Genomic DNA, 23230 nt, shown 5'->3' on the forward strand with positions numbered 1-23230 from the left:
TGATCTGCGGCGCGCTTTTTTCTGTGATCGACGACGTGGCCGCGTTCTCTTTTAACAAGCTGGTGATTTTCGGTGTCGGCCTGATCGGCGGATCGCTCGCTCGCGCGTTGCGCGAGCGCGGCGAGGTGGCAGGCGCGCGCACGGTGATCGGTGTCGGGCGTTCGCCCGCGTCGACCGCGCGTGCGCTGGAGTTGGGCGTAATCGACGGAACTGCGGCGCTCAATGACGATGCCGCGTTGCGCGAAGCATTATCCGGCGCAGATCTCGTGCTGCTTGCCGCGCCAGTCGCGCAGACTCAGCCGCTGCTCGAACGCATCGCGCCGTTTCTCGACGCAGATACGATCGTCACGGACGCTGGCAGCACCAAATCCGACGTGGTCGCGGCCGCCCGAGCGGTGCTCGGTGCGCGGATCGGCCAATTCGTGCCGGGGCATCCGATCGCCGGGCGTGAGTCGAGCGGGGTGGATGCCGCCTTGCCCGACCTGTATGTGAACCGCAACGTCGTGTTGTGCGCGCTGCCGGAGAACGCGCCCGAGGCCGTCGCGCGGGTTGGCGCGATGTGGGCTGCCGCCGGCGCCGCTGTGCACGAGATGACGCCGGAGCAGCATGACCGCGTGTTCGCGTCTGTCAGTCATTTGCCGCACGTGTTGTCGTTCGCGCTAGTCGAGCAGATTCTTAATTCGCCCGACGCTGCGCTGAAATTTTCATTTGCTGCGGGCGGTTTCCGCGATTTCACGCGGATCGCTGCGTCGAGCCCGGAAATGTGGCGCGACGTGTGCGTCGCGAATCGCGTCGCGCTGCTCGACGAACTCGATGCCTACACGGCGGTGCTCGCTCGCTTGCGGGCGGCGATCGAGGCTGCCGACGGCGCCGCGCTCGAAGCCGTGTTCGTACGCTCGCGTGTCGCGCGCACCGAGTGGCAGGAACAGCGCAGTGCGGCTGTCGCGCCCAGCGACGCCTCGAAATAACCGGAAACTGGACTCAATCATGGAATTCCTCGATCTCGGACCGTTTTCCCGTGCGTCCGGCACGATTCGTCTGCCCGGCTCGAAAAGCATTTCGAACCGGGTGTTGCTGCTCGCGGCGCTCGCCGAAGGCGAAACGACCATCACGAATCTGCTCGATTCGGACGACACGCGCGTGATGCTCGACGCGCTCGAAAAGCTCGGCGTGCGCCTGAAGCGCGACGGCGACACCTGCATCGTAACCGGCACGCGAGGCGCGTTCACCGCTCGTACCGCCGACCTGTTCCTCGGCAACGCGGGCACGGCGGTGCGCCCGCTGACGGCGGCGCTCGCGGTCAATGGCGGCGACTATCGCGTGCACGGCGTGCCGCGCATGCACGAGCGGCCGATCGGCGATCTGGTCGACGGTCTGCGGCAGATCGGCGCGAAGATCGATTACGAAGCGAATGAAGGCTATCCGCCGCTGCGGATTCGCCCGGCGCAGATTTCTGCTGACGCGCCGATCCGCGTGCGTGGCGACGTGTCGAGCCAGTTCCTCACCTCGCTGTTGATGACGCTGCCGCTGGTGCGTACCCAAAGCGGCGTAACGACCGTGCAGGTTGACGGCGAATTGATCTCGAAGCCGTATATCGAGATCACGATCAAGCTGATGGAGCGCTTCGGCATCAAGGTCGAGCGCAACGGCTGGCATCAGTTCGTGGTGCCGGCCGGCCAGCGCTATCAGTCGCCGGGCACGATCATGGTGGAAGGCGATGCGTCGTCGGCGTCGTATTTTCTGGCGGCCGGCGCGCTCGGCGGCGGGCCGCTGCGGGTGCAGGGCGTCGGCCGGGCCAGCATCCAGGGCGACGTCGGTTTTGCCGATGCGCTGATCAAGATGGGCGCGAACCTGCAGATGGGCGACGACTGGATCGAAGTGCGCGGCGTCGGCCATGACAGCGGCAAGCTCGAGCCGATCGACATGGACTTCAACCTGATTCCCGACGCGGCGATGACGATCGCCGTCGCCGCGCTGTTCGCCGATGGCACGAGCACGTTGCGCAACATTGCCAGCTGGCGCGTGAAGGAAACCGACCGGATCGCCGCGATGGCAACGGAACTGCGCAAGGTCGGCGCCAAAGTGCAGGAGGGCGAGGATTTCCTCGTCGTCACGCCGCCTGAAAAACTGGTTCCGAACGCCGCTATCGATACTTACGACGATCACCGCATGGCGATGTGCTTCTCGTTGGTGAGTCTCGGCGGCGTGCCGATCCGGATCAACGACCCCAAATGCGTCGGCAAGACGTTCCCCGATTATTTCGAGCGCTTTACGGCGCTCGCTCAACCCTGATTCGTCCCCGAATCGACTGACGTGCGACTTTTTCGATGAGACCGACCCGTCCCTTTCACCAGACGCCCGTCATTACGATCGACGGCCCGAGTGCCTCCGGCAAAGGCACCGTGGCCGCGCTGGTTGCCGCGAGCCTCGGCTTCCACCTGCTGGATAGCGGCGCGCTGTACCGGCTCGCCGCGCTCGCCAGCATCCGCTACGACATTGCGCCGGACGATGCCGACACGCTTGCAAAGCTGATCGACGACCTGCACATCACGTTTCGCGAGGGTCTCGCGCAGCTCGACGGCGTCGACGTATCCGCCGACATTCGCGCGGAGGAAGTCGGCAGCCGCGCCTCGGCGATCGCCGTGCACGCGCCCGTGCGCACCGCGCTGGTGGCGCGTCAGCGGGCTTTCCGCAAGGAACCGGGGCTGGTCGCAGACGGCCGCGACATGGGCACTGTGATCTTCCAGGACGCGATTCTGAAGGTGTTTCTGACCGCCAGCGTCGAGGCCCGCGCCGCGCGCCGGCATAAGCAATTGATCCAAAAAGGATTTTCTGCTAATATTGATAACTTGCTTCGGGATTTGCGTGAGCGCGATGAGCGTGACAGTCAGCGCGCAGCCGCGCCGCTCAAGCCCGCAGCAGATGCAAAGCTGCTTGATACCTCCGCATTGTCGGTCGACCAGGCGGTCGAACAGGTGGTGCAGTGGTATGAAGCTTTAGTCCCGCATGCTTGATGAATGTACGAATTGTGCATAAGCTGCAGGCGCAGTAGAAGTTCTGTTGTCAGTAGGTGCTCCGCGATGGTCGTGGAGCGTGTATTAACCCCTTAACCCCGCGTGGCATTCGCATTCCTGGCCGATGCTGACCGTCCGGCCAGCCGGGCACCGCGAGAACCATGCAAATTTTGATTTTTATGTCCGACCTGCAAACCTCTACCCCGAATACCGAATCTTTTGCGGCTCTGTTCGAAGAGTCGCTGACCAAGCAAGACATGCGCGCCGGCGAAGTGATCTCCGCCGAAGTCGTGCGCGTTGACCACAACTTCGTGGTCGTCAACGCTGGTCTCAAGTCCGAAGCCTACATCCCGCTCGAAGAGTTCCTGAACGACGCGGGCGAGGTAGAAGTGCAGGCGGGCGACTTCGTTTCCGTCGCGATCGACGCGCTGGAAAACGGCTATGGCGACACCATCCTGTCGCGCGACAAGGCGAAGCGTCTGGCTTCGTGGCTGTCGCTGGAAAAGGCTCTCGACAACAACGAACTCGTGACCGGCACGATCACGGGCAAGGTCAAGGGCGGCATGACCGTCATGGTCAACGGCATCCGCGCGTTCCTGCCGGGTTCGCTGGTTGACACGCGTCCGGTCAAGGACACGACCCCGTACGAAGGCAAGACGCTCGAATTCCGCGTCATCAAGCTCGACCGCAAGCGTAACAACGTCGTGCTGTCGCGCCGCGCTGTGATCGAAGCGACCCAGGGCGAAGAGCGCGCAAAGCTGCTCGAAACGCTGAAGGAAGGCGCAATCGTCGAAGGCGTGGTGAAGAACATCACCGATTACGGCGCATTCGTGGACCTCGGCGGTATCGACGGCCTGCTGCACATCACCGACATCGCATGGCGTCGTGTGCGTCACCCGAGCGAAGTGCTGTCGGTTGGCCAGGAAGTCACCGCGAAGATTCTCAAGTTCGATCAGGAGAAGAACCGCGTTTCGCTGGGCATCAAGCAACTGGGCGACGATCCGTGGGAAGGCATTTCCCGCCGCTACCCGTCGGGCACGCGCCTGTTCGGTAAGGTCACCAACATCACCGACTACGGCGCATTCGTCGAAGTGGAATCGGGCATCGAAGGCCTCGTTCACGTGTCGGAAATGGACTGGACGAACAAGAACGTTGCACCGTCGAAGGTTGTTCAGCTGGGCGACGAAGTCGAAGTCATGGTTCTCGAAATCGACGAAGACCGCCGCCGTATCAGCCTCGGCATGAAGCAATGCAAGCCGAACCCGTGGGATGACTTCAGCCGCAACTTCAAGAAGGGCGACAAGCTGCAAGGCGCAATCAAGTCGATCACCGACTTCGGCGTCTTCATCGGTCTGCCGGGCGGCATCGACGGTCTGGTCCATTTGTCGGACCTGTCGTGGAGCGAAACGGGCGAAGAAGCGGTTCGCAAGTACAAGAAGGGCGACGAAGTGGAAGCAATCGTTCTCGGCATCGACGTCGAGAAGGAACGCATTTCGCTGGGCATCAAGCAGCTCGAAGGCGACCCGTTCAGCAACTTCGTTGCAATGAACGACAAGGGTTCGATCGTCGACGGCGTGGTCAAGACGGTGGACGCGAAGGGTGCAGTGGTTCAGCTGTCGGCGGAAGTCGAAGGCTACCTGCGCGCTTCGGAAATCGCCCAGGACCGCGTGGAAGATGCTCGCAACGTGCTGAAAGAAGGCGACAAGGTCAACGCGATGATCATCAACATCGATCGCAAGTCGCGTGGCATCAACCTGTCGATCAAGGCCAAGGACTCGGCCGAACAGCAGGAAGCGATTCGTGGCCTCGCGTCGGACAACAGCTCGGCTGCAACCGGCACGACGAACCTCGGCGCGCTGTTGAAGGCCAAGCTCGACGGCCAGAACCAGTAAGCTCTGAGAGGTCTGCTGCAGTATGACCAAATCGGAATTGGTCGCCCAGCTGGCTACGCGATTTCCGCAACTTGTCCTCAAGGATGCGGATTTCGCGGTGAAGACGATGCTTGATGCGATGTCGGAGGCGCTTGCCAACGGTCATCGCATCGAAATTCGCGGCTTCGGCAGCTTCGGCCTCAATCGTCGTCCTTCCCGTGTCGGGCGTAATCCGAAGTCGGGCGAGAAGGTGCTGGTACCTGAGAAGTACGTACCGCACTTCAAGCCTGGCAAGGAATTGCGCGAGCGGGTCGATCGGCGTGCGGGCGAGCCGTTGAAGGCCGAAGAGCCGGATGACGATCTGTAAAACCTCGCTGTGCAGTTCGTAGCGTGGCATCGGTAGCGTCAGCGGCCAAAGCCAGACGGCAAAAGACCAGAAAAAGCGCCTTCGGGCGCTTTTTTTCGTTTGCAAGTTCGCAATCAGCCAGTTCCTGCCCAGCCGCGAGGGCTTCAATTACAATACGGGTCACTTCGGCGCGGGCAATACCTTGGCGCGACGTGTCATCAAGCCGGCGTCACCTCGCAACTGCCGTCAAGAGACCTATTCATGAAATTTATCGTCTGGCTGATCCGTGTACTGGTGTTCGTGCTGCTGCTGGTGCTCGCGCTCTCCAATATGCAACCCGCTACGCTGATTTTCCTCGCTGGCTACGCCTGGTCGGCTCCGTTGATCCTGATCGGCTTTGCCTTCTTCGTGGTTGGGCTGCTGGCCGGGCTGGTGTCGTCGATGCCGGGCATGGTGCGCTTGCGCATGGAGAACGGCCGGCTCAAGCGCGAGTTGCGGGTAGCGCGCGAAACGCCGGTGGTGGTCGAACAACCGCCGATGCCGCCACTGATCTAAGTTTTCTTCCGCCGCGTGTGCTGACCGTGCGCGCGGCTTTCCGTTTTTGCCTTCCCGTTCGTTTGCATTAATCGCATGGATCTAGACTTCTGGTGGCTGCTTGCCGTACCCGTCGCTTTCGCGTTCGGCTGGATGGCCGCGCGTTACGACCTCAAGACGCTGCTGTCTGAAAGCGCCAACTTGCCGCGTTCGTATTTCCGCGGCCTGAATTTCCTGCTCAATGAGCAGCCGGATCAAGCGATCGATGCGTTCATCGAAGTGGTCAAGCTCGACCCGGAAACGATCGAGTTGCACTTCGCGCTGGGAAATCTGTTCCGGCGCCGCGGCGAGACCGATCGTGCGATTCGCGTGCATCAGAACCTGCTGAGCCGCGCCGATCTACCTGTCACCGAGCGCGATCACGCGCTGTACGAATTGGGCCAGGACTTCCTGAAGGCGGGCTTGCTCGATCGCGCGGAGGAAACCTTCCGCTTGCTCGAAACGGGCGATTATGCGTTGGGCGCGCAGCGCGCGCTGCTGACGATCTACGAAATCGAGAAGGACTGGGTCAAGTCGATCGATACTGCGCGCCATCTGGAAACGATGGGCGCCGAATCGCTCGACAAGGAAATCGCGCAATTCCATTGCGAACTGGCCCAGGAAGCGCTGCAACAGAAGAACCCGGACGAAGCGCGCCGTCAGCTTGGTTTTGCGTTGAAAGCCAACCCGACTAACGTGCGCGCCACGATTCTGTTCGGCGACGTCGATGCGGCAGGCGATGCGCAAGAGGCCGCCATTACTCAATGGCAGCGTGTCGAGGAACAGAATCCGGCGTATTTGCCGCTCGTCGCCGAAAAGCTGATGAAGGCCTACGAAGCGCTCGGCCGCCCGCAAGAGGGTGCCGATCTGCTGACCACGTGGGTGGATCGCTATCCGTCGAATGATCTGCTCGACGTCGCGTATCAGCACGTCGCGGCGTTGCGCGGTCCGGACGCCGCGCATGCGCTGGCGCGTTCGCAGATGCAGAAGTCACCTAATCTGGCAGGTATGACGCGTCTTCTGGAAGCGCAGCAAGCCGTCGCGGAAGAGCCGCGGCGCAGCGAGCTCGAACTGATGCGCACGCTGATCCGTCAGCGCACCAAAAATCTGCCACGGTATACGTGCCAGAATTGCGGTTTTCGGGCGCGGCTTTTCTACTGGCAGTGCCCGGGTTGCAGCGGTTGGGAAACCTATGCGCCGCGTCGCGTCGAACCGATCACGGCGTCGAATTGACACCGCGGCGAGCGCGCCGGCATCGGCCGCGCGGCTGCCTCGCCACGCGCATGGCAGCAGCGCATGCGTGGGCGGACCTCGCAACGTGTTCATAACCGGCCTCATCACCGAAAATCATCACCGGAACCCTCTACCGGAAAGCGTATGAAAATCACTATTATCGGCACTGGCTATGTCGGCCTCGTCACTGGCGCGTGTCTCGCCGAAATCGGCCACGACGTCTTCTGTCTCGACGTCGATCCGCGCAAGATCGAAATCCTCAACAACGGCGGCGTGCCGATTCACGAGCCGGGTTTGCAGGAGATCATCGCCCGTACGCGCGCGGCTCGCCGCATCACGTTTTCGACGGACATCGAAGCGAGCGTCGCGCACGGCGACGTGCAGTTCGTCGCCGTCGGCACGCCGCCCGACGAGGACGGTTCGGCCGATCTGCAATACGTGCTTGAAGCTGCGCGCAGTATCGGCCGCACGATGAACGGCTTCAAGGTGATCGTCGACAAATCGACGGTGCCGGTCGGCACCGCGCAGCGCGTGCGCGCGGTGGTCGAAGAGGAGCTGGCCGGGCGTGGCCTCGCCAACAGCGAGCAGCACCGCTTCTCGGTAGTTTCCAATCCTGAGTTTCTGAAAGAAGGCGCGGCGGTGGACGATTTCATGCGCCCCGATCGCATCGTGATCGGCAGCGACGAAGACGAAGCCGGCCTGCGCGCGCGCGAACTGATGAAGCGTCTGTACGCGCCGTTCAACCGCAATCACGAACGCACGCTGTACATGGACGTGCGCTCGGCCGAATTCACGAAATACGCAGCCAATGCGATGCTCGCCACGCGCATCTCGTTCATGAACGAGATGTCGAATCTGGCGGATCGCGTCGGTGCGGACATTGAAGCCGTGCGTCGCGGTATCGGTTCGGATCCGCGCATCGGCTATCACTTCCTGTATGCCGGTTGCGGCTACGGCGGATCGTGCTTCCCGAAGGACGTGCAGGCGCTGATTCGTACCGCGAGTGAAAGCGGCCACAATCTGAGCATCCTCGAAGCCGTCGAGGAAGTGAACCACAAGCAGAAGGACGTGCTGGTGCGCAAGATCACGCACAAGCTCGGCGAAGATCTGAGCGGTTGCACCTTCGCCGTGTGGGGGCTCGCGTTCAAGCCGAATACCGACGACATGCGCGAAGCGCCGAGCCGCCGCGTGATCGCCGAGTTGCTGGCGCGCGGCGCGCAGGTGCGCGCGTACGATCCGGTCGCGGTGGCCGAAGCGCGCCGCGTGTTCTCGATCGATTTGCACGATGCGCCGGAACAGCTCGCACGTCTGCATTTCGCCGGCACCCAGGACGAAACGCTCACCGGTGCCGACGCGCTCGTGATCGTCACCGAATGGAAGGAATTCAAGAGCCCGGATTTCGTGCATCTGAAATCGGTGCTGAAGTCACCGCTGATTTTCGACGGCCGTAACCTGTACGAACCGGACGCGATGACCGAGTTCGGCTTCGACTATCACTCGATTGGACGTCCTTATGCCCAACCCTCCGAGCTTCCGGCCGATGCCGCAAACCATGCCTGAGGCCGCTCAGTCCAGGTCCACGGCCGAGCTTACCGTGGTGCCGCGCGCGCAGCTCGGCGCCGCGCGTGTGCTGGTGGTCGGCGACGTGATGCTCGATCGCTACTGGTTCGGCGATGTGGACCGCATTTCGCCGGAAGCGCCGGTGCCGGTCGTGCACGTGCAGCGCCAGGAAGACCGGCTCGGTGGCGCTGCAAACGTGGCGCGCAATGCCGTTGCGCTGGGCGCGCAAGCGGGCTTGTTGTGTGTAGTCGGCCATGACGAACCCGGCGAGCGTATCGTGCAGTTGCTCGGCGAAAGCGGCGTGACGCCGCATCTCGAACGCGACCCCGCGCTGCTTACCACGATCAAACTGCGCGTGCTGTCGCGTCAGCAACAGCTGCTGCGTGTCGACTTCGAAAACACGCCGGCACACGAAGTGCTGCTCGCGGGTCTCGCCCGTTTCGACGACTTGCTGCCGTCGCATGACGTGATCCTGATGTCGGATTACGCGAAGGGCGGCCTCACGCACGTCACGCAGATGATCGCGAAGGCGCGTGCGGCGGGCAAGCCGGTGCTGGTCGACCCGAAGGGCGACGACTGGGAGCGCTATCGCGGGGCGACGCTGATCACGCCGAATCGCGCCGAATTGCGCGAAGTGGTCGGCCAGTGGAAATCCGAAGAAGATCTGATCGCGCGCGTGACCAGATTGCGCGCCGATCTCGACTTCAAGGCGCTGCTGTTGACGCGTTCGGAAGAGGGCATGACGCTCTTCTCCGACGACGGCATCCTGCACGCTTCGGCCGTAGCACGCGAAGTGTATGATGTATCGGGCGCGGGCGACACCGTGATCGCCACGCTCGCCGCGATGCTCGGCGCGGGCCTCACGCTGGTCGAGGCGGTTGGACTCGCGAACCGCGCGGCCGGCATCGTGGTCGGCAAGCTCGGCACTGCTACCGTCGACTACGACGAACTCTTTCATTGATGCGGCCCGCCCGGTCTCCTGTTTTTCGCCCGGTTGCGGCGCGAAACAGGTGAGTCGCGGGGCGTCAATCTCATTAGCGCAGGACCATCATGACCCTCATCGTCACCGGCGCGGCCGGCTTTATCGGCAGCAATCTCGTGAAGGCGCTCAACGATCGCGGCGAGCAACGCATCATCGCGGTCGACAACCTCACGCGCGCGGACAAATTCAAGAATCTCGTCGACTGCGAAATCGACGACTATCTCGACAAGACCGAATTCGTCGAACGCTTCAAGCGCGGCGACTTCGGCAAAGTGCGCGCGATTTTCCACGAAGGCGCCTGCTCGGACACGATGGAAACCGACGGCCGCTACATGATGGACAACAACTTCCGCTATAGCCGCGACGTGCTCGACGTGTGTCTCGCGCAGAACATCCAGTTTCTGTATGCGTCTTCGGCGGCGACGTATGGCGGCTCGAGCCGTTTCGTCGAAGAGCGCGAAGTCGAGCAGCCGCTGAACGTATACGGCTATTCGAAGTTCCTGTTCGACCAGGTGATCCGCCGCGTGTTGCCCACCGCGAAGAGCCAGATCGCGGGCTTCCGTTACTTCAACGTCTACGGTCCGCGCGAAACGCATAAGGCGCGCATGGCGTCGGTGGCATTCCACAACTTCAACCAGTTCCGCGCCGAAGGCAAGGTCAAGCTGTTCGGTGAGTACAACGGTTATGCCGCGGGCGAGCAGACGCGCGATTTCGTTTCCGTCGAAGACGTGGTGAAGGTCAACCTGTTCTTCTTCGACAACCCGGACAAGTCGGGCATCTTCAACCTGGGCAGCGGCCGCGCGCAGCCGTTCAACGACATCGCGAGCACGGTGGTCAACACGCTGCGCGCGCTGAACAACGAAGCGCCGTTATCGCTCGCCGATCAGGTGCAGCGCGGACTGATCGAATACATTCCGTTCCCCGACGCATTGCGTGGCAAGTACCAATGCTTCACGCAAGCAGACCAGTCGAAGTTGCGGGCGGCGGGCTACGACGCGCCGTTTTTGAGCGTGCAGGAAGGCGTCGATCGTTACGTACGTTGGCTATTCGGCCAGGTGTAAATCTTTCGCATCCCTCTTTAAACTGGAATCTCCCGGTTGGTGATGGTCGCCAACCGGTTGTACGAGGGAGATTCCATATGTTTCGAAAAATTCTGGTTACCGCGGCCATGCTCGCCGCTTTCGGCCACGCGTATGCGGCGGTTGACGTCAACACGGCTAACGAGGATGCGCTGCGCGGCATCAAGGGCATCGGTGCTGCCAAAGCGAAAGCCATTCTCGAAGAGCGTACAGCGCATGGTCCATTCAAGGACCCGACCGATCTCGGCAAGCGCGTCAAAGGCATGGGCGGGCATACCGTCGAGCGCCTGCAGGCGGAGGGTCTCGCTATCGGTCCGGCTGGCGCGGCTGCTGGCGCGCAGGCTGCGGCGCCTCTCCAGACCAAAGGCGCGGCCACTGCGGCCAATGCGCAGAAGAGCAACACCACTGTCGCGGTGAAGAAATAGCCTGACGCGGGCCCTGCGCGGAGGCTAGTCATCTGCGCGCGGGGTCCGCTCACGTAGTTTTCCTTCATGGTCGGAGTTGGCAAGCACACTCCTTCAGCTGTCATGCAGATGACTGGCTCCCGCGGTTCTCAGCCGCGGGTTTTTTGCGTGGTTTTTTGCACTGTTTTTGCGCGCTGATGAGCGCCGAATGAGCGCAATGCAGTAGCCGCTCGGCATCGCTGATCCATGCGGGCAGAAGGGCCGCGCGGCAGCCGCGCGCACGGTGGTTTAGAATCGATGGATTGAAGACTCCGCGCATCGACAGCACTAGAACCGATATGGCTTACAAAACGATTGAAGACACGATCGGCAACACGCCGCTCGTGCAACTCGTCCGGCTTCCTGACGACGATATCCGCAACCGCAACAACGTGATCCTTGCGAAGCTCGAGGGCAACAACCCTGCGGGTTCGGTGAAAGACCGTCCGGCGCTGTCGATGATCAAGAAAGCGGAAGCGCGCGGCCGTATCAAACCAGGTGACACGCTGATCGAATCGACCAGCGGCAACACCGGCATCGCGTTGGCGATGGCAGCTGCGATCCGCGGCTACAAGATGGTGCTGATCATGCCGGAAGATCTGTCGGTGGAGCGGCGTCAGAGCATGGCCGCCTACGGCGCGCAGATCGTGCTGACGCCGGTGACGGGCGGCATGGAATACGCGCGGGACCTCGCCGAGCAGATGCAGCGCGAAGGCAAGGGCGTCATCCTCGACCAGTTCGCGAACCCGGACAATCCGGCCTCGCACGTCGAAGGAACCGGCCCGGAAATCTGGCAAGACACCGAAGGGCGCATCACGCACTTCGTGTCGTCGATGGGCACGACCGGCACGATCATGGGTGTGTCGACGTATCTGAAGGAAAAGAATCAGGCGATCGAAATCATCGGTGCGCAGCCGGAGGAAGGCTCGCGCATTCCCGGCATCCGCAAGTGGCCGGAAGCGTATCTGCCGAAGATTTTCGATCGCAGCCGCGTGGACCGCGTCGAGAACGTGAGTCAGGCCGCAGCCGAAGCAATGGCGCGGCGTATGGCGTCGGTTGAAGGCATCTTCGCCGGCATTTCGTCGGGCGGCGCTTGCGAAGTGGCGCTGCGGGTCGAGCGCCAGGTCGAAAACGCGACGATCGTGTTTATCGTCTGCGATCGCGGTGACCGTTACCTGTCGACTGGTGTGTTTCCGGCTTGAGCGCGCGTAGCTGGCGTTAAGTCGTTTTAGCCATAAAAAAGCGCCGGTTCAGCCGGCGCTTTCTGTTTCACTTTTTGCTGGTGTCGCAGCGCAGCTTACTGTGAAGCCGCACCTGGCGGCGCCGCATTGTTGCCGTTCGCCGCATCGCTCGCCGCCATCTGCGCCTTGACCTGCTCACCTAGCTGATAAACCGCGAGCGCATAAAAGAAGCTGCGGTTATAGCGCGTCAATACATAGAAGTTCTTCAAGCCCAGCATGTACTCGGTGCCCTGCCCCGGCGAGGGCAGATCGACCACGGTCACCGGCGTACCCGCTTCGGACGCGATATCGAGCCCCGGTTCGTTCACCAGCAGCCCGGCGCGCAGCAGTTGCTGCAACGGCCAGTGCGGTTCCGGCTGACCGTCGGCGGCGGCTTGCGCAACGCCCAGGCTGCCCGCGTCCGCGCCGATCTTCCACACCACGGGCCGGCCGTTTTCCCAACCGTTCTGACGCAGATAGTTCGCCACGCTGCCGATCGCATCCGCCTCGCTCGTGCGCAGATCGATTTGCTTGTTGCCGTCGTAGCTCACCGCGTATTGCACGATGCTGCTCGGCAGGAATTGCGGAATGCCGATCGCGCCGGTGTAGGAGCCGAGTACCGTGGTCGGATCGATCTGCGAATCGCGCGTCCACACCAGATAGTCTTCGAGATTCTTGCGGAAGGTTGCCTGGCGATCCGCGCGATTGGCGGTGTTCGGGTAGTCGAAGCTAAGCGTGGTCAGCGCGTCGAGCACGCGGAAGTTGCCCATGAAGCGGCCGTAGATCGTCTCCACGCCGATAATGCCGACGATCACCTCCGGCGGCACGCCGAACTCTTCGTAAGCACGTTGCAGCGTTGCCTGGTTGGCGCGCCAGAAGCGCACGCCCGCGTTGATGCGAATCTGGTCGAGAAAGCGCGACTGATACACGCGCCAGTTCTTGACCGACGGCGAGGGCGATGGCGTGACGAGCTTGACCGCGGTCGCCGAATAGCTCACGCGTGCGAACAGCGCGTGCAGCGCGGCCTGGTCGAAGTCGTAGCGCGCGGACACGTCGTTGATGAACGCATCGACGTTCGGATTATTCGCGTAGCGCTGCGGGATGATTTCTTCTTCGAAGGTTTGCCCCTGCGGCGCCGGCTGTTGCGGCTGGCTTTGCGCGACCTGCAGCGGCGGCTTTTGCGCGGTGCTTTGCGCGATTGCCGGACTGGCTGCTGTGAACGCGCACCATGCGACGGACAGTGCGGTGGCGACGCTCGTTGCGCGTAGCCGGTTTCGTGCAGACAGAGCAAGCTTGACGGTCATAGTGAGCGAGGGCGCAGTGCAAAAGAGACAGGAAAAAAACGGATCGGGGCAGTATACCCGACGCTTTCCGCAAAACCGTGCCCCGCACGTGACAGCCGCATCGTGTGGTAACTTGACGATAGTTGGCGCGCCGAGGGCGCGCGCCCTTGGACGGAGACACGCCGCGCACGCCTCGAAGGCGCCGCGCCGCAGAAGAAAATCATGGCAACAGGCTTTTATACTCACGCCGACTGTCTGCTGCACGATATGGGGCAATGGCATCCCGAATGCCCGGCGCGCCTGCAGGCAATCGAAGATCAACTGATCGCAAGCCGCATCGACTCGCTGATCGAACGCGAGTCGCCGCCGCTGGCCGACCAAGCCTCGTTATTGCGCGTGCATACCCAGGCGCATGTCGATTACATCCGCAGCCGCTCGCCCGCCGAAGGCCTTGCCGAAATCGACCCCGATACCTCGATGAATCCGTACACTTTGCAGGCCGCGTTGCGTGCCGCGGGCGCCGCGGTGGCCGCCACCGACGCCGTCATCGAAGGCCGTTACGACAACGCGTTTTGCAGCGTGCGCCCGCCCGGCCACCATGCCGAGCCGGCGCGTGCGATGGGCTTCTGTTTCTTCAACAACGTTGCGATTGCCGCCCGCCATGCGCTCGAAGTGCACGGTATGCAGCGCGTCGCGATCGTCGACTTCGACGTCCATCACGGCAACGGCACCGAGGCCGCCTTCTCGGGCGATTCGCGCGTGCTGATGTGCAGCATCTTCCAACATCCGTTCTACCCGTTCACCGGCGCCGACAATCAGGCGCCCAACATGTGCAACGTGCCGATGCCGGCGCGTTCGAAGGGCATGGCAGTGCGCGAGGCAGTCGATATGCTGTGGCTGCCGCGTCTGCACGAATTCAAGCCGGAGATGATCTTCATCTCGGCCGGCTTCGACGCGCATCGCGAGGACGATCTCGGCAACATGGGCCTCGTCGAGGACGACTACGCGTGGATCACCGATCAGGTGCGTGGGATCGCGAATCGCTATGCGCATGGGCGTATCGTCAGTTGCCTGGAAGGCGGGTACAACCTGTCGGCGCTCGGGCGCAGCGTGGTCGCGCATGTGCGCGCGCTGGCCGGGATCTGAGGCGCGGCGCGACAGCGAACTTCAATGAGGAGTAAGCCATGAATGCCGATGTGCGCAACGCTTCACTGCTGCAGATCGAACGCGACGCTTATGGTGTGGCGGGCACCGTGCTGGTGACGATGAACCGGCCGGACGCGTTCAACGCGTTGTCCGAAGCCTTGCTCGACGAGTTGCAGACGGTATTGGCGGAACTCGCGCGATCCGAAGCACGGGTGGTCGTGATTGCCGGTGCTGGCCGCGCCTTCTGCGCTGGACACGATCTGAAGGAAATGCGTGCGGCGCCGTCGCTTGCGTATTACCAGGCATTGTTCGCACGCTGCACGAAGCTGATGCTGACGATTCAGCGCTTGCCGCAGCCGGTCATCGCACGCGTGCACGGCATCGCGACGGCGGCCGGTTGCCAGCTTGTCGCGATGTGCGATCTCGCGGTCGCCGCCGATACAGCACGGTTTGCGGTCTCGGGCGTCAACCTTGGCCTGTTTTGCGCGACGCCTTCGGTGCCGCTGTCGCGCAACCTGTCGCGCAAAGCGGCGCTCGAAATGCTGCTGACGGGCGATTTCATCGACGCACCGGAGGCGAAGCGCCAGGGTCTTGTGAACCGCGTCGTGCCGGCGGACGCGCTCGACGCCGAGGTCGCGAAGCTCGCCACCAGCATCTGCGCGAAACCGGTCGAAGCAGTCAGCGCCGGCAAGGGCCTGTTCTACCGTCAGCTCGAAATGGGCATCGAAGCGGCTTATCAGCTCGCTGGCCAGACGATGGCCTGCAACATGATGGACGACTCCGCGCTCGAAGGCGTGCAGGCATTCATCGACAAACGGCCGCCCGACTGGCAACACTAGGCGTGCGCTGCCGTTCGCGCCGGGCCTTCGCCGGCGCGCTCAGACTTTCGAGGCCCGCACCTCGATCCACGCGATCAACTCTCCGATCACCCGGTCGCGGTCCAGATCGTTCATTGTCTCGTGATAGCTGTCCTCGTACAGCGTGAGCGTCTTGTCCGGCGAGCCCGCGTGCTGGCCGAAATTGCGGCTGCCATCGGGCTCGGTGAGCTTGTCCGCGGTGCCGTGGTACACCAGCAGCGGCACACGCAAGCCCGCGCGGCCGCGCTCGATGCGCGCCATCGCCAGCAGAAGCTCCGCGCCGGTGCGCGCGGGGATCGCACCGTGATGAACCAGCGGGTCATTGCGATTGGCGTTGACCACTGACGGAAGGCGCGACAGCAAAGCCGCGTCGATCTTCATGGCCGGGAAACCCGGCCAGAGGCGGCTGATCACCTGGCTCAGCTTGAGCATCCAGCGCGGCACGTCGTGACCGGGCGCGAGTGCAGGGCTCGACAGGATCAGGCCGCTCAGTCGCCGGCCGGTCGCGTCAAGGCGCTCGATCGCGTAGAGCGCGGCCACTGCGCCGCCCATGCTGTGCCCCATCAGGAAGAGCGGGGCGCAACTCTGCGCCGCGGCGTCGAGCAAGGTTTGCGCATCCAGCAGATAGTCGTCGAAACGCTTCACGTAGGCGCGTTTGCCGGGCGCATGGCCGTGGCCGCGCAAATCGATCGCGACCAGTTCGATGCCGGCCGCATTCAGACGCGCGGCCAGCGCGGCGTAGCGCCCGGCGTGCTCCGCGAGCCCGTGCACCAGCGCGACCGTGGCGCGCAACGGCGTAGTGGCCGGCCAGCGATATAAGGGCAGTTCTAAGCCGTCGCTCGTCGTGACCGTCGAGCGCAGCGGGGCGCCGCTGCGGATGCCCCCGGCGGAACGCGCATTGCTGGGTTGGGTTGTCTCCATAGCCGCCATTTGTCCTGTTTTTGATCCGCCCGATCATAGTCACAGCGGTCGAGCGTACGCGAGAGCCGCTTACCGAGCGCGCCTCTAATTCTCTTTGGTTATGAAAAGATCGTAATTGATTATTAAAGGGTATGTCGACGCTGCGGTAGAATTGCGGGCTCAAATCCCAATAAAAGCAACGGCGGCTGCTTGTCGGGAGCGCGAAACGCTCGCAGGCAAACTCCGCCGTTTCGTTTTTTCATGATCGAAATACGCAATATTTTTCAGCGCTTCGCAGGGCCCCGGGGCTGGGTCGAGGCGCTGCACAACGTCAATCTGTCGATTCCGGCGGGTGAGGTGTTCGGCATTATCGGCCGCAGTGGCGCGGGCAAGAGTACGCTCGTGCGCACCATCAACCTGCTGACTCGCCCGACCGAAGGCAACATCGTCGTCAACGGCCGCGATCTGACGACGCTGCCCGCCGCGCAATTGCGCGAGGCGCGCCGCGAGATCGGCATGATCTTCCAGCACTTCAACCTGCTGTCGTCGCGCACGGTGTTCGACAACGTCGCGTTGCCGCTCGAACTGGCCGGCATGAAGCGCGCGGAGATCGAGGCGAACGTGCTGCCCTTGCTCGATCTGGTCGGGTTGTCGGCGCAGAAGGATCGTTATCCGGCGCAGATCAGCGGCGGGCAGAAGCAGCGCGTCGGCATCGCGCGTGCGCTGGCGAGCAATCCGAAGGTGCTGCTCTCCGACGAGGCGACCTCCGCGCTCGATCCCGAGACGACCCGCGCGATTCTCGATCTGCTCAAGCGTATCAATCGCGAACTCAACCTCACCGTCGTGCTGATCACGCACCAGATGGACGTGATCAAGCAGGTTTGCGACCGCGTTGCGGTGCTGGATGCGGGCCGTGTCGTCGAGCAGGGCAAGGTCATCGACGTATTCCTGCAACCGCATCACGAAGTCACGCGCGCGCTGATCGGCGACGTGATCGCGCAGGAACTGCCGCCCGCGATGAAGGCGCGCGTCGCCGAGCGCCTGAAGACCGGCAGCGGCCATTTGCTGCGTCTCGCATTCACGGGTTCGGGCGTCGATCAGCCGATTCTGTCCGAGACGATTCGCCGCTACGAACTCGACTTCAACATTCTGCATGGCCAGATCGACGAGATCCAGGGGCGGGCGTTCGGCTCGCTCGCCGTGCTCGCCGGCGGCGAACCGGCGAAGGTCGCACAGGCGCTGACGTATCTGCGTGAACAGGGTGTGGTGGTAGAGGAGCTGTCGTATGTTGAGTGAAATGTTCGATATGTTCGTCCAGTCGTTCTGGGAAACGCTCGTGATGGTGGGCATTTCCGGACTGGTCGGCGCGGCTGTCGGCTTGCCGCTGGGCGTACTGTTGTATTTGACGGACCGTCAGGGCGTGTTGCAGAACATCGCCGCGAACCGCGTAATGGGCGTGATCGTCAACGCCGTGCGTTCGACGCCGTTCATCATCTTGCTGGTCGCGGTGATTCCGTTCACGCGGCTGGTGGTGGGTTCGTCGATCGGGACGGCCGCGGCCGTGGTGCCGCTGACGATCGCCGCCGCGCCGTTCATCGCGCGTCTGGTCGAAACCGCTTTGCGCGAAGTCGATCGCGGCCTGATCGAAGCGGCGCAGGCGATGGGCGCGACCACCCGTCAGATCGTCTTCAAGGTGCTGTTGCCGGAGTCGTTGCCGGGCGTGGTGGCCGGTTTGACGATCACGTTCGTGTCGCTGGTCGGCTATTCGGCGATGGCCGGTGCGATCGGCGGTGGCGGGCTCGGCGATCTGGGCATCCGTTATGGATATCAGCGTTTCTTGCCGGAAGTGATGTTGACAGTCGTGGTGATTCTGATCGTCTTCGTGCAACTGGTGCAGTCGTTCGGGGATTGGCTCGTGCGTCGTTTGAGCCATAAGTAACACGCGATAACACGGGTCATCGGAACCCGCTCAACAGAATCGATAGAATCGGAAAAGGTCCATCATGCAACGTCGTTTCATTCTCAAGCTGGCCGCCACGCTCGGCGCCGCGTCGCTGTTCGCCACGGCCACCGCTGCGCACGCCGACGATTCGATCAAGGTCGGCGTGACTGGCGGTCCGCACGCGCAGATCATGGAAGTCGTGAAAACGGTCGCGGCGAAGAACGGTCTGAACATCAAGATCGTCGAGTTCTCCGACTACGTGCAGCCGAACGCGGCGCTGGCCGGCGGCGACCTCGACGCCAACAGCTACCAGCACGACCCGTACTTGCAGGCGCAGGTGAAGGATCGCGGCTACAAGCTGATCCGCGTCGCCGACACGGTCACGTACCCGATGGGCATCTATTCGAAGAAGGTGAAGTCGCTGGCCGAATTGCAGCCGGGCGCGAAGATCGCCGTGCCGAACGATCCGACCAATGGCGGCCGCGCACTGTTGCTGCTGCAAAAGCAGGGTCTGCTGAAACTGAAGGCGGATGCCGGCCTGAAGGCGACGCCGCTCGACATCGTCGACAACCCGAAGAAGCTGAAGATCGTCGAACTCGACGCCGCGCAAATCCCGCGCTCGCTGAACGACGTGGACGCTGCCGCGATCAACACCAACTTCGCGATGGAAGCGGGCCTGAAGCCGAAGCAGGACGCCATTGCGATCGAAGACCCGAAGGGTCCGTACGTGAACATCATCGCGATCCGCGAAGCCGACCGTAACAAGCCGTGGGTCGCCAGGCTGGTCGCGGCGTATCACTCGCCGGAAGTGAAGCAGTTTGTCGAAAGCAAATTCGGCGGGTCGGTGATCACCGCCTGGTGATCTGACGACCACCTGACGTAGCAAGACATGGCGGCAAGGCAAAATTAGAGTCGTAGGTCTTAACCCGGGGTTGCCGCCCGGGTTTTTTAGAGATTAAAATAGAACGATCGTTCGATATTGCCGTCACGCCGCTGAGGAGCGATATCCTCCTGCTAAAGCGCCCGCGACGCGGCTGCCGTAAGGGCAGTCGCTATAATGTCCGCTGGGTTGACGTATTCGTAACTTTGGAGCGTGTGCATGAAAATCCTGGTGCCAGTCAAGAGAGTGGTCGATTACAACGTGAAAGTCCGGGTCAAGTCGGACGGCACGGGCGTCGACATCGCGAACGTGAAGATGTCGATGAATCCGTTCGACGAAATCGCGGTTGAAGAAGCGGTTCGTCTGAAGGAAGCGGGCGTGGCGACCGAAGTGATCGCCGTGTCGGCAGGCGTCGCGCAATCGCAGGAAACGCTGCGCACGGCGCTGGCGATCGGCGCGGACCGCGCGATCCTGATCGAATCCAATGAAGAACTGCAGCCGCTGGCGGTTGCCAAGCTGCTGAAGGCGCTGGTCGACAAGGAACAGCCGCAACTGGTGATCCTCGGCAAGCAGGCGATCGACGACGATTCGAACCAGACCGGCCAGATGCTCGCCGCGCTGGCTAATCTGCCGCAGGCGACGTTTGCCTCGAAAGTTGTGGTCGCGGACGGCAAGGCAACGGTGTCGCGTGAAGTGGACGGCGGCGCTGAAACGCTGTCGCTGACGCTGCCGGCCGTGGTCACGACCGACCTGCGCCTGAACGAGCCGCGCTACGTGACGCTGCCGAACATCATGAAGGCGAAGAAGAAGCCGCTGGAAACCCTCAAGCCGGAAGACCTGGGTGTCGACGTCACGCCGCGCCTGAAGACGCTGAAGGTCGCCGAGCCGCCGAAGCGCTCCGCCGGGGTGATGGTGCCGGATGTGAAGACGCTGGTCGAGAAGCTGAAGACCGAAGCCAAGGTGCTGTGAGGAGACAGAGCAAATGACGAATCTGGTAATTGCTGAACACGACAACGCATCGATCAAGGCCGCGACGCTGAACACGATTGCAGCCGCGCAGAAGATCGGTGGCGATATTCACGTGCTGGTGGCGGGTCACAACGCACAAGCTGCTGCGGATGCCGCAGCGAAGATTGCTGGTGTTTCCAAGGTGCTGCTCGCCGACGCGCCGCAACTCGAAGCGGGCCTCGCGGAAAACGTCGAAGCGACGGTGCTGAACATCGCGAAGGACTACTCGCATATCCTCGCGCCGGCTACCGCCTACGGCAAGAACATCGCGCCGCGTATCGCAGCGAAGCTCGATGTGGCGCAGATCAGCGACATCACGGCAGTGGATTCGGCGGATACGTTCGAACGTCCGATCTACGCCGGTAACGCGATCGCTACCGTGCAATCGGCTGATCCGATCAAGGTCATCACGGTGCGCACGACCGGTTTCGACGCCGTGGCAGCCGTTGGCGGCAGCGCAACGGTGGAAAAAATTGAAGCGGCAGCAGACTCGGGCATCTCGCAGTTCGTCAGCCGTGAAGTGACGAAGCTGGACCGTCCGGAACTGACGTCGGCGAAGATCATCGTGTCGGGCGGCCGGGGTCTGGGCAACGGCGAGAACTACACGAAGGTGCTGGAGCCGCTGGCCGACAAGCTGAACGCAGCGCTGGGCGCCTCGCGTGCGGCAGTGGATGCGGGCTTCGTGCCGAACGACTACCAGGTTGGGCAAACCGGCAAGATCGTCGCACCGCAACTGTACGTGGCAGTCGGTATCTCGGGTGCGATCCAGCATCTGGCCGGCATGAAAGACTCGAAGGTGATCGTGGCGATCAACAAGGACCCGGAAGCGCCGATTTTCAGCGTCGCCGATTACGGTCTGGTGGGCGACCTGTTCACGCTCGTGCCGGAACTCGTTAGCGAGCTCGGCTAACCACCACGGCGTGCTGTAAAAAGGCGTCTGGCAGCAAATGAAGGGCGCGGGACCGATCAAGTCCAGCGCCCTTTTTATATCGAGGCAGGAGGAGAACTGACATGTATAACGCGCCCATCAAGGACATGCTGTTCGCGATGAAAGAGCTGGCCGGTCTCGAAGAGATCGCCAAATTGCCCGGCTTCGAAGACGCGAATCTCGACACGGCTCAAGCCGTGCTCGAAGAATCGGCGAAACTGTGCGGCGAAGTGCTGGCGCCGCTGAACGTCGAAGGCGACCGCAACCCGAGCAGCTGGAAGGATGGCGTGGTGACCGCGACGCCCGGGTTCAGGGACGCGTTCCGCCAGTTCGCGCAAGGCGGCTGGCAAGGCGTGCAACACCCGGTCGACTACGAGGGCCAGGGGCTGCCGAAGCTGATCGCCACGCCGTGCATCGAGATGCTCAATGCGTCGAACCTGTCGTTCGCGCTGTGTCCGCTGCTGACCGACGGCGCGATCGAAGCACTGCTCACCGCCGGCACCGAAGCGCAAAAACAGACCTATGTGCCCAAGCTGATTTCCGGCGAGTGGACCGGCACGATGAACCTGACCGAGCCGCAGGCCGGCTCCGATCTCGCGCTGGTGCGCACGCGCGCCGAGCCGCAAGGCGACGGTTCGTTCAAGCTGTTCGGCACGAAGATTTTCATCACGTGGGGCGAGCACGATATGGCGAAGAACATCGCCCATCTCGTGCTGGCGCGCACGCCGAACGCGCCGGAAGGCGTGAAGGGCATTTCGCTTTTTATCGTGCCGAAGTTTCTCGTCAACGAAGACGGCTCGCTCGGTGAGCGCAATGACGTGCATTGCGTGTCGATCGAGCACAAGCTCGGCATCAAGGCGAGCCCGACAGCGGTGCTGCAATTCGGCGATCACGGCGGTGCGATCGGTCACCTGATCGGCGAAGAAAATCGCGGCCTCGAATACATGTTCATCATGATGAACGCGGCACGTTTCGCCGTGGGCATGCAAGGCGTCGGCGTGTCGGACCGCGCGTATCAGAAAGCGGTCGCGTACGCGAAGGATCGCGTGCAAAGCCGTCCTGTGGATGGCTCCGCGAAGCAATCTGTTGCGATCATTCAGCACCCGGACGTGCGCCGCATGCTGTCGACGATGCGTTCGCTCACCGAAGCGTCGCGCGCATTGGCCTATGTTGCCGCGGCTCACTGCGACATCGCGCATCGTCATCCGGACGAAGCAAAACGCGCTGAACATCAGGCGATCTACGAATACCTCGTGCCGATCGTGAAAGGCTGGAGCACGGAGTTGTCGATCGACGTGACGAGCCTCGGCGTGCAGGTGCACGGCGGCATGGGCTTCATCGAAGAAACGGGCGCCGCGCAGTACTATCGCGACGCGCGCATCCTGCCGATCTACGAAGGCACGACCGCGATCCAGGCGAATGACCTGATCGGCCGCAAGACGGTGCGAGACAGCGGCGCGGTGGCGAAGTCGCTGCTGGCTGACGTGGCTGAAACCGTCGACGCGCTCGGCGCACAGCAAGGCCCTGCGTTCGAATCGATGAGGAAGTATCTGGCGCAAGGGCATCGGTCGCTGGGCGCCGCGGTCGATTTCGTCGTCGCTCATACGAAATCGGATCCCAATGCGGTGTTCGCCGGCAGCGTGCCGTATCTGAAGCTCGCGGGCATCGTGCTGGGCGGCTGGCAGATGGCGCGCGCGTTGCTCGTGGCTGCTGAAAAGCGCGCCGAAGATCCGTCGTTCTACGGCGCCAAGATCGCCACCGCGCAGTTCTATGCCGAGCACGTGTTGCCGCAAGCGTCGGCACTGGAAGCTTCGATCGTTAGCGCGAAGGGCGGCGAGGGCGTGCTGGCGTTGTCGGAAGATCAGTTCTGATGCTTCACTTATCCCGAGCGATGTGGCGAAAGCTCGTGCGTAAAAAGACAAACGGCGCCTTGTGAGGCGCCGTTTGTCTTTGTCAGGCCGGTCT

Annotated in this window: 22 protein-coding genes; 20 read left to right on the plus strand and 2 right to left on the minus strand. The window is 62.6% G+C overall.

Annotated features, from left to right (window positions below; translation table 11 throughout):
• The first annotated feature begins 26 nt into the window (after positions 1 to 26).
• The 12 genes from SB772_RS32710 to cysM all read left to right on the plus strand — a co-directional run bounded on the left by SB772_RS32710 (position 27) and on the right by cysM (position 12303).
• Positions 27 to 968: a prephenate dehydrogenase gene (locus SB772_RS32710; protein WP_410837343.1), complete on the plus strand. Its 942-nt coding sequence runs from the start codon at positions 27 to 29 to the stop codon at positions 966 to 968.
• Between the two features lie 19 nt (positions 969 to 987).
• Positions 988 to 2292, plus strand: a complete 1305-nt coding sequence (aroA, locus tag SB772_RS32715) for a 3-phosphoshikimate 1-carboxyvinyltransferase (RefSeq protein WP_410837280.1) — start codon at positions 988 to 990, stop codon at positions 2290 to 2292.
• A gap of 35 nt (positions 2293 to 2327) precedes the next feature.
• Entirely contained in the window at positions 2328 to 3014 is a 687-nt protein-coding gene (cmk, locus tag SB772_RS32720; RefSeq protein WP_410837281.1) for a (d)CMP kinase, read from the plus strand.
• Positions 3015 to 3175: 161 nt separating this feature from the next.
• Positions 3176 to 4906 carry a 30S ribosomal protein S1 gene (gene rpsA / locus SB772_RS32725; RefSeq protein ID WP_410837282.1) on the plus strand — a complete coding sequence of 577 codons (1731 nt, stop codon included), beginning with the start codon at positions 3176 to 3178 and terminating at the stop codon, positions 4904 to 4906.
• 22 nt (positions 4907 to 4928) lie between these two features.
• A complete protein-coding gene (locus SB772_RS32730; protein ID WP_007180889.1) occupies positions 4929 to 5252 on the plus strand; it encodes an integration host factor subunit beta in 324 nt (107 codons plus the stop codon).
• 240 nt (positions 5253 to 5492) lie between these two features.
• Complete coding sequence (locus tag SB772_RS32735) at positions 5493 to 5786, plus strand: lipopolysaccharide assembly LapA domain-containing protein (protein ID WP_410837283.1); 294 nt, start codon at positions 5493 to 5495, stop codon at positions 5784 to 5786.
• A gap of 75 nt (positions 5787 to 5861) precedes the next feature.
• Positions 5862 to 7037: a lipopolysaccharide assembly protein LapB gene (gene lapB, locus SB772_RS32740; RefSeq protein ID WP_410837284.1), complete on the plus strand. Its 1176-nt coding sequence runs from the start codon at positions 5862 to 5864 to the stop codon at positions 7035 to 7037.
• A gap of 144 nt (positions 7038 to 7181) precedes the next feature.
• A complete protein-coding gene (locus SB772_RS32745) occupies positions 7182 to 8597 on the plus strand; it encodes a UDP-glucose dehydrogenase family protein (protein WP_410837285.1) in 1416 nt (471 codons plus the stop codon).
• Complete coding sequence (gene rfaE1 / locus SB772_RS32750; protein WP_410837286.1) at positions 8551 to 9558, plus strand: D-glycero-beta-D-manno-heptose-7-phosphate kinase; 1008 nt, start codon at positions 8551 to 8553, stop codon at positions 9556 to 9558. Before SB772_RS32745 ends, rfaE1 begins: the two co-directional genes overlap by 47 nt.
• An 89-nt stretch (positions 9559 to 9647) precedes the next feature.
• Positions 9648 to 10640 (plus strand): ADP-glyceromanno-heptose 6-epimerase, encoded by a 993-nt coding sequence (rfaD, locus tag SB772_RS32755; protein ID WP_410837287.1) that lies wholly within the window; start codon positions 9648 to 9650, stop codon positions 10638 to 10640.
• A gap of 77 nt (positions 10641 to 10717) precedes the next feature.
• Entirely contained in the window at positions 10718 to 11083 is a 366-nt protein-coding gene (locus SB772_RS32760) for a ComEA family DNA-binding protein (RefSeq protein WP_410837288.1), read from the plus strand.
• A gap of 317 nt (positions 11084 to 11400) precedes the next feature.
• Complete coding sequence (cysM, locus tag SB772_RS32765) at positions 11401 to 12303, plus strand: cysteine synthase CysM (protein WP_410837289.1); 903 nt, start codon at positions 11401 to 11403, stop codon at positions 12301 to 12303.
• A 95-nt stretch (positions 12304 to 12398) separates the two neighbouring features.
• Here the strand turns inward: cysM and mltB are convergent, their stop codons facing one another.
• Complete coding sequence (mltB, locus tag SB772_RS32770; RefSeq protein WP_410837290.1) at positions 12399 to 13625, minus strand: lytic murein transglycosylase B; 1227 nt, start codon at positions 13623 to 13625, stop codon at positions 12399 to 12401.
• A 201-nt stretch (positions 13626 to 13826) separates the two neighbouring features.
• Here mltB and SB772_RS32775 point away from each other — a divergent pair, with 201 nt between their 5' ends.
• Positions 13827 to 14750 carry a histone deacetylase family protein gene (locus SB772_RS32775; RefSeq protein ID WP_410837291.1) on the plus strand — a complete coding sequence of 308 codons (924 nt, stop codon included), beginning with the start codon at positions 13827 to 13829 and terminating at the stop codon, positions 14748 to 14750.
• Between the two features lie 38 nt (positions 14751 to 14788).
• On the plus strand, positions 14789 to 15589 hold the full coding sequence (locus SB772_RS32780; protein ID WP_410837292.1) for an enoyl-CoA hydratase: 801 nt from the start codon (positions 14789 to 14791) through the stop codon (positions 15587 to 15589).
• 39 nt (positions 15590 to 15628) lie between these two features.
• Here the strand turns inward: SB772_RS32780 and SB772_RS32785 are convergent, their stop codons facing one another.
• A complete protein-coding gene (locus SB772_RS32785; protein WP_410837293.1) occupies positions 15629 to 16528 on the minus strand; it encodes an alpha/beta hydrolase in 900 nt (299 codons plus the stop codon).
• Positions 16529 to 16768: 240 nt separating this feature from the next.
• Between SB772_RS32785 and SB772_RS32790 the strand changes: the two genes are divergently transcribed.
• The 6 genes from SB772_RS32790 to SB772_RS32815 all read left to right on the plus strand — a co-directional run bounded on the left by SB772_RS32790 (position 16769) and on the right by SB772_RS32815 (position 23136).
• Entirely contained in the window at positions 16769 to 17803 is a 1035-nt protein-coding gene (locus SB772_RS32790) for a methionine ABC transporter ATP-binding protein (RefSeq protein WP_410837294.1), read from the plus strand.
• The gene (locus tag SB772_RS32795; protein ID WP_410837295.1) at positions 17793 to 18446 is read left to right on the plus strand and encodes a methionine ABC transporter permease; all 654 of its coding nucleotides are present in this window, start codon (positions 17793 to 17795) and stop codon (positions 18444 to 18446) included. Before SB772_RS32790 ends, SB772_RS32795 begins: the two co-directional genes overlap by 11 nt.
• Before the next feature lie 64 nt (positions 18447 to 18510).
• On the plus strand, positions 18511 to 19311 hold the full coding sequence (locus tag SB772_RS32800) for a MetQ/NlpA family ABC transporter substrate-binding protein (protein WP_410837296.1): 801 nt from the start codon (positions 18511 to 18513) through the stop codon (positions 19309 to 19311).
• A 237-nt stretch (positions 19312 to 19548) separates the two neighbouring features.
• Positions 19549 to 20298, plus strand: coding sequence for an electron transfer flavoprotein subunit beta/FixA family protein (locus tag SB772_RS32805; protein WP_410837297.1), 750 nt, complete (start codon positions 19549 to 19551; stop codon positions 20296 to 20298).
• 13 nt (positions 20299 to 20311) lie between these two features.
• Positions 20312 to 21247: an electron transfer flavoprotein subunit alpha/FixB family protein gene (locus SB772_RS32810; RefSeq protein ID WP_410837298.1), complete on the plus strand. Its 936-nt coding sequence runs from the start codon at positions 20312 to 20314 to the stop codon at positions 21245 to 21247.
• Positions 21248 to 21348: 101 nt separating this feature from the next.
• Complete coding sequence (locus SB772_RS32815; protein WP_410837299.1) at positions 21349 to 23136, plus strand: acyl-CoA dehydrogenase; 1788 nt, start codon at positions 21349 to 21351, stop codon at positions 23134 to 23136.
• Positions 23137 to 23230: the final 94 nt, after the last annotated feature.

Source organism: Paraburkholderia sp. SIMBA_030 (genome assembly GCF_046535245.1).
GTDB lineage: Bacteria > Pseudomonadota > Gammaproteobacteria > Burkholderiales > Burkholderiaceae > Paraburkholderia.

Coding starts and splice junctions, on each gene's coding strand:
- SB772_RS32730 (WP_007180889.1), top strand. CDS start 4,929: ATGACCAAATCGGAATTGGTCGCCCAGCTGGCTACGCGATTTCCGCAA.
- aroA (WP_410837280.1), top strand. CDS start 988: ATGGAATTCCTCGATCTCGGACCGTTTTCCCGTGCGTCCGGCACGATT.
- SB772_RS32760 (WP_410837288.1), top strand. CDS start 10,718: ATGTTTCGAAAAATTCTGGTTACCGCGGCCATGCTCGCCGCTTTCGGC.
- mltB (WP_410837290.1), bottom strand. CDS start 13,625: ATGACCGTCAAGCTTGCTCTGTCTGCACGAAACCGGCTACGCGCAACG.
- SB772_RS32800 (WP_410837296.1), top strand. CDS start 18,511: ATGCAACGTCGTTTCATTCTCAAGCTGGCCGCCACGCTCGGCGCCGCG.
- SB772_RS32775 (WP_410837291.1), top strand. CDS start 13,827: ATGGCAACAGGCTTTTATACTCACGCCGACTGTCTGCTGCACGATATG.
- SB772_RS32780 (WP_410837292.1), top strand. CDS start 14,789: ATGAATGCCGATGTGCGCAACGCTTCACTGCTGCAGATCGAACGCGAC.
- SB772_RS32810 (WP_410837298.1), top strand. CDS start 20,312: ATGACGAATCTGGTAATTGCTGAACACGACAACGCATCGATCAAGGCC.
- SB772_RS32790 (WP_410837294.1), top strand. CDS start 16,769: ATGATCGAAATACGCAATATTTTTCAGCGCTTCGCAGGGCCCCGGGGC.
- SB772_RS32785 (WP_410837293.1), bottom strand. CDS start 16,528: ATGGAGACAACCCAACCCAGCAATGCGCGTTCCGCCGGGGGCATCCGC.
- SB772_RS32795 (WP_410837295.1), top strand. CDS start 17,793: ATGTTGAGTGAAATGTTCGATATGTTCGTCCAGTCGTTCTGGGAAACG.
- rpsA (WP_410837282.1), top strand. CDS start 3,176: ATGCAAATTTTGATTTTTATGTCCGACCTGCAAACCTCTACCCCGAAT.
- SB772_RS32735 (WP_410837283.1), top strand. CDS start 5,493: ATGAAATTTATCGTCTGGCTGATCCGTGTACTGGTGTTCGTGCTGCTG.
- rfaE1 (WP_410837286.1), top strand. CDS start 8,551: ATGCCCAACCCTCCGAGCTTCCGGCCGATGCCGCAAACCATGCCTGAG.
- cmk (WP_410837281.1), top strand. CDS start 2,328: ATGAGACCGACCCGTCCCTTTCACCAGACGCCCGTCATTACGATCGAC.
- cysM (WP_410837289.1), top strand. CDS start 11,401: ATGGCTTACAAAACGATTGAAGACACGATCGGCAACACGCCGCTCGTG.
- SB772_RS32805 (WP_410837297.1), top strand. CDS start 19,549: ATGAAAATCCTGGTGCCAGTCAAGAGAGTGGTCGATTACAACGTGAAA.
- rfaD (WP_410837287.1), top strand. CDS start 9,648: ATGACCCTCATCGTCACCGGCGCGGCCGGCTTTATCGGCAGCAATCTC.
- lapB (WP_410837284.1), top strand. CDS start 5,862: ATGGATCTAGACTTCTGGTGGCTGCTTGCCGTACCCGTCGCTTTCGCG.
- SB772_RS32815 (WP_410837299.1), top strand. CDS start 21,349: ATGTATAACGCGCCCATCAAGGACATGCTGTTCGCGATGAAAGAGCTG.
- SB772_RS32745 (WP_410837285.1), top strand. CDS start 7,182: ATGAAAATCACTATTATCGGCACTGGCTATGTCGGCCTCGTCACTGGC.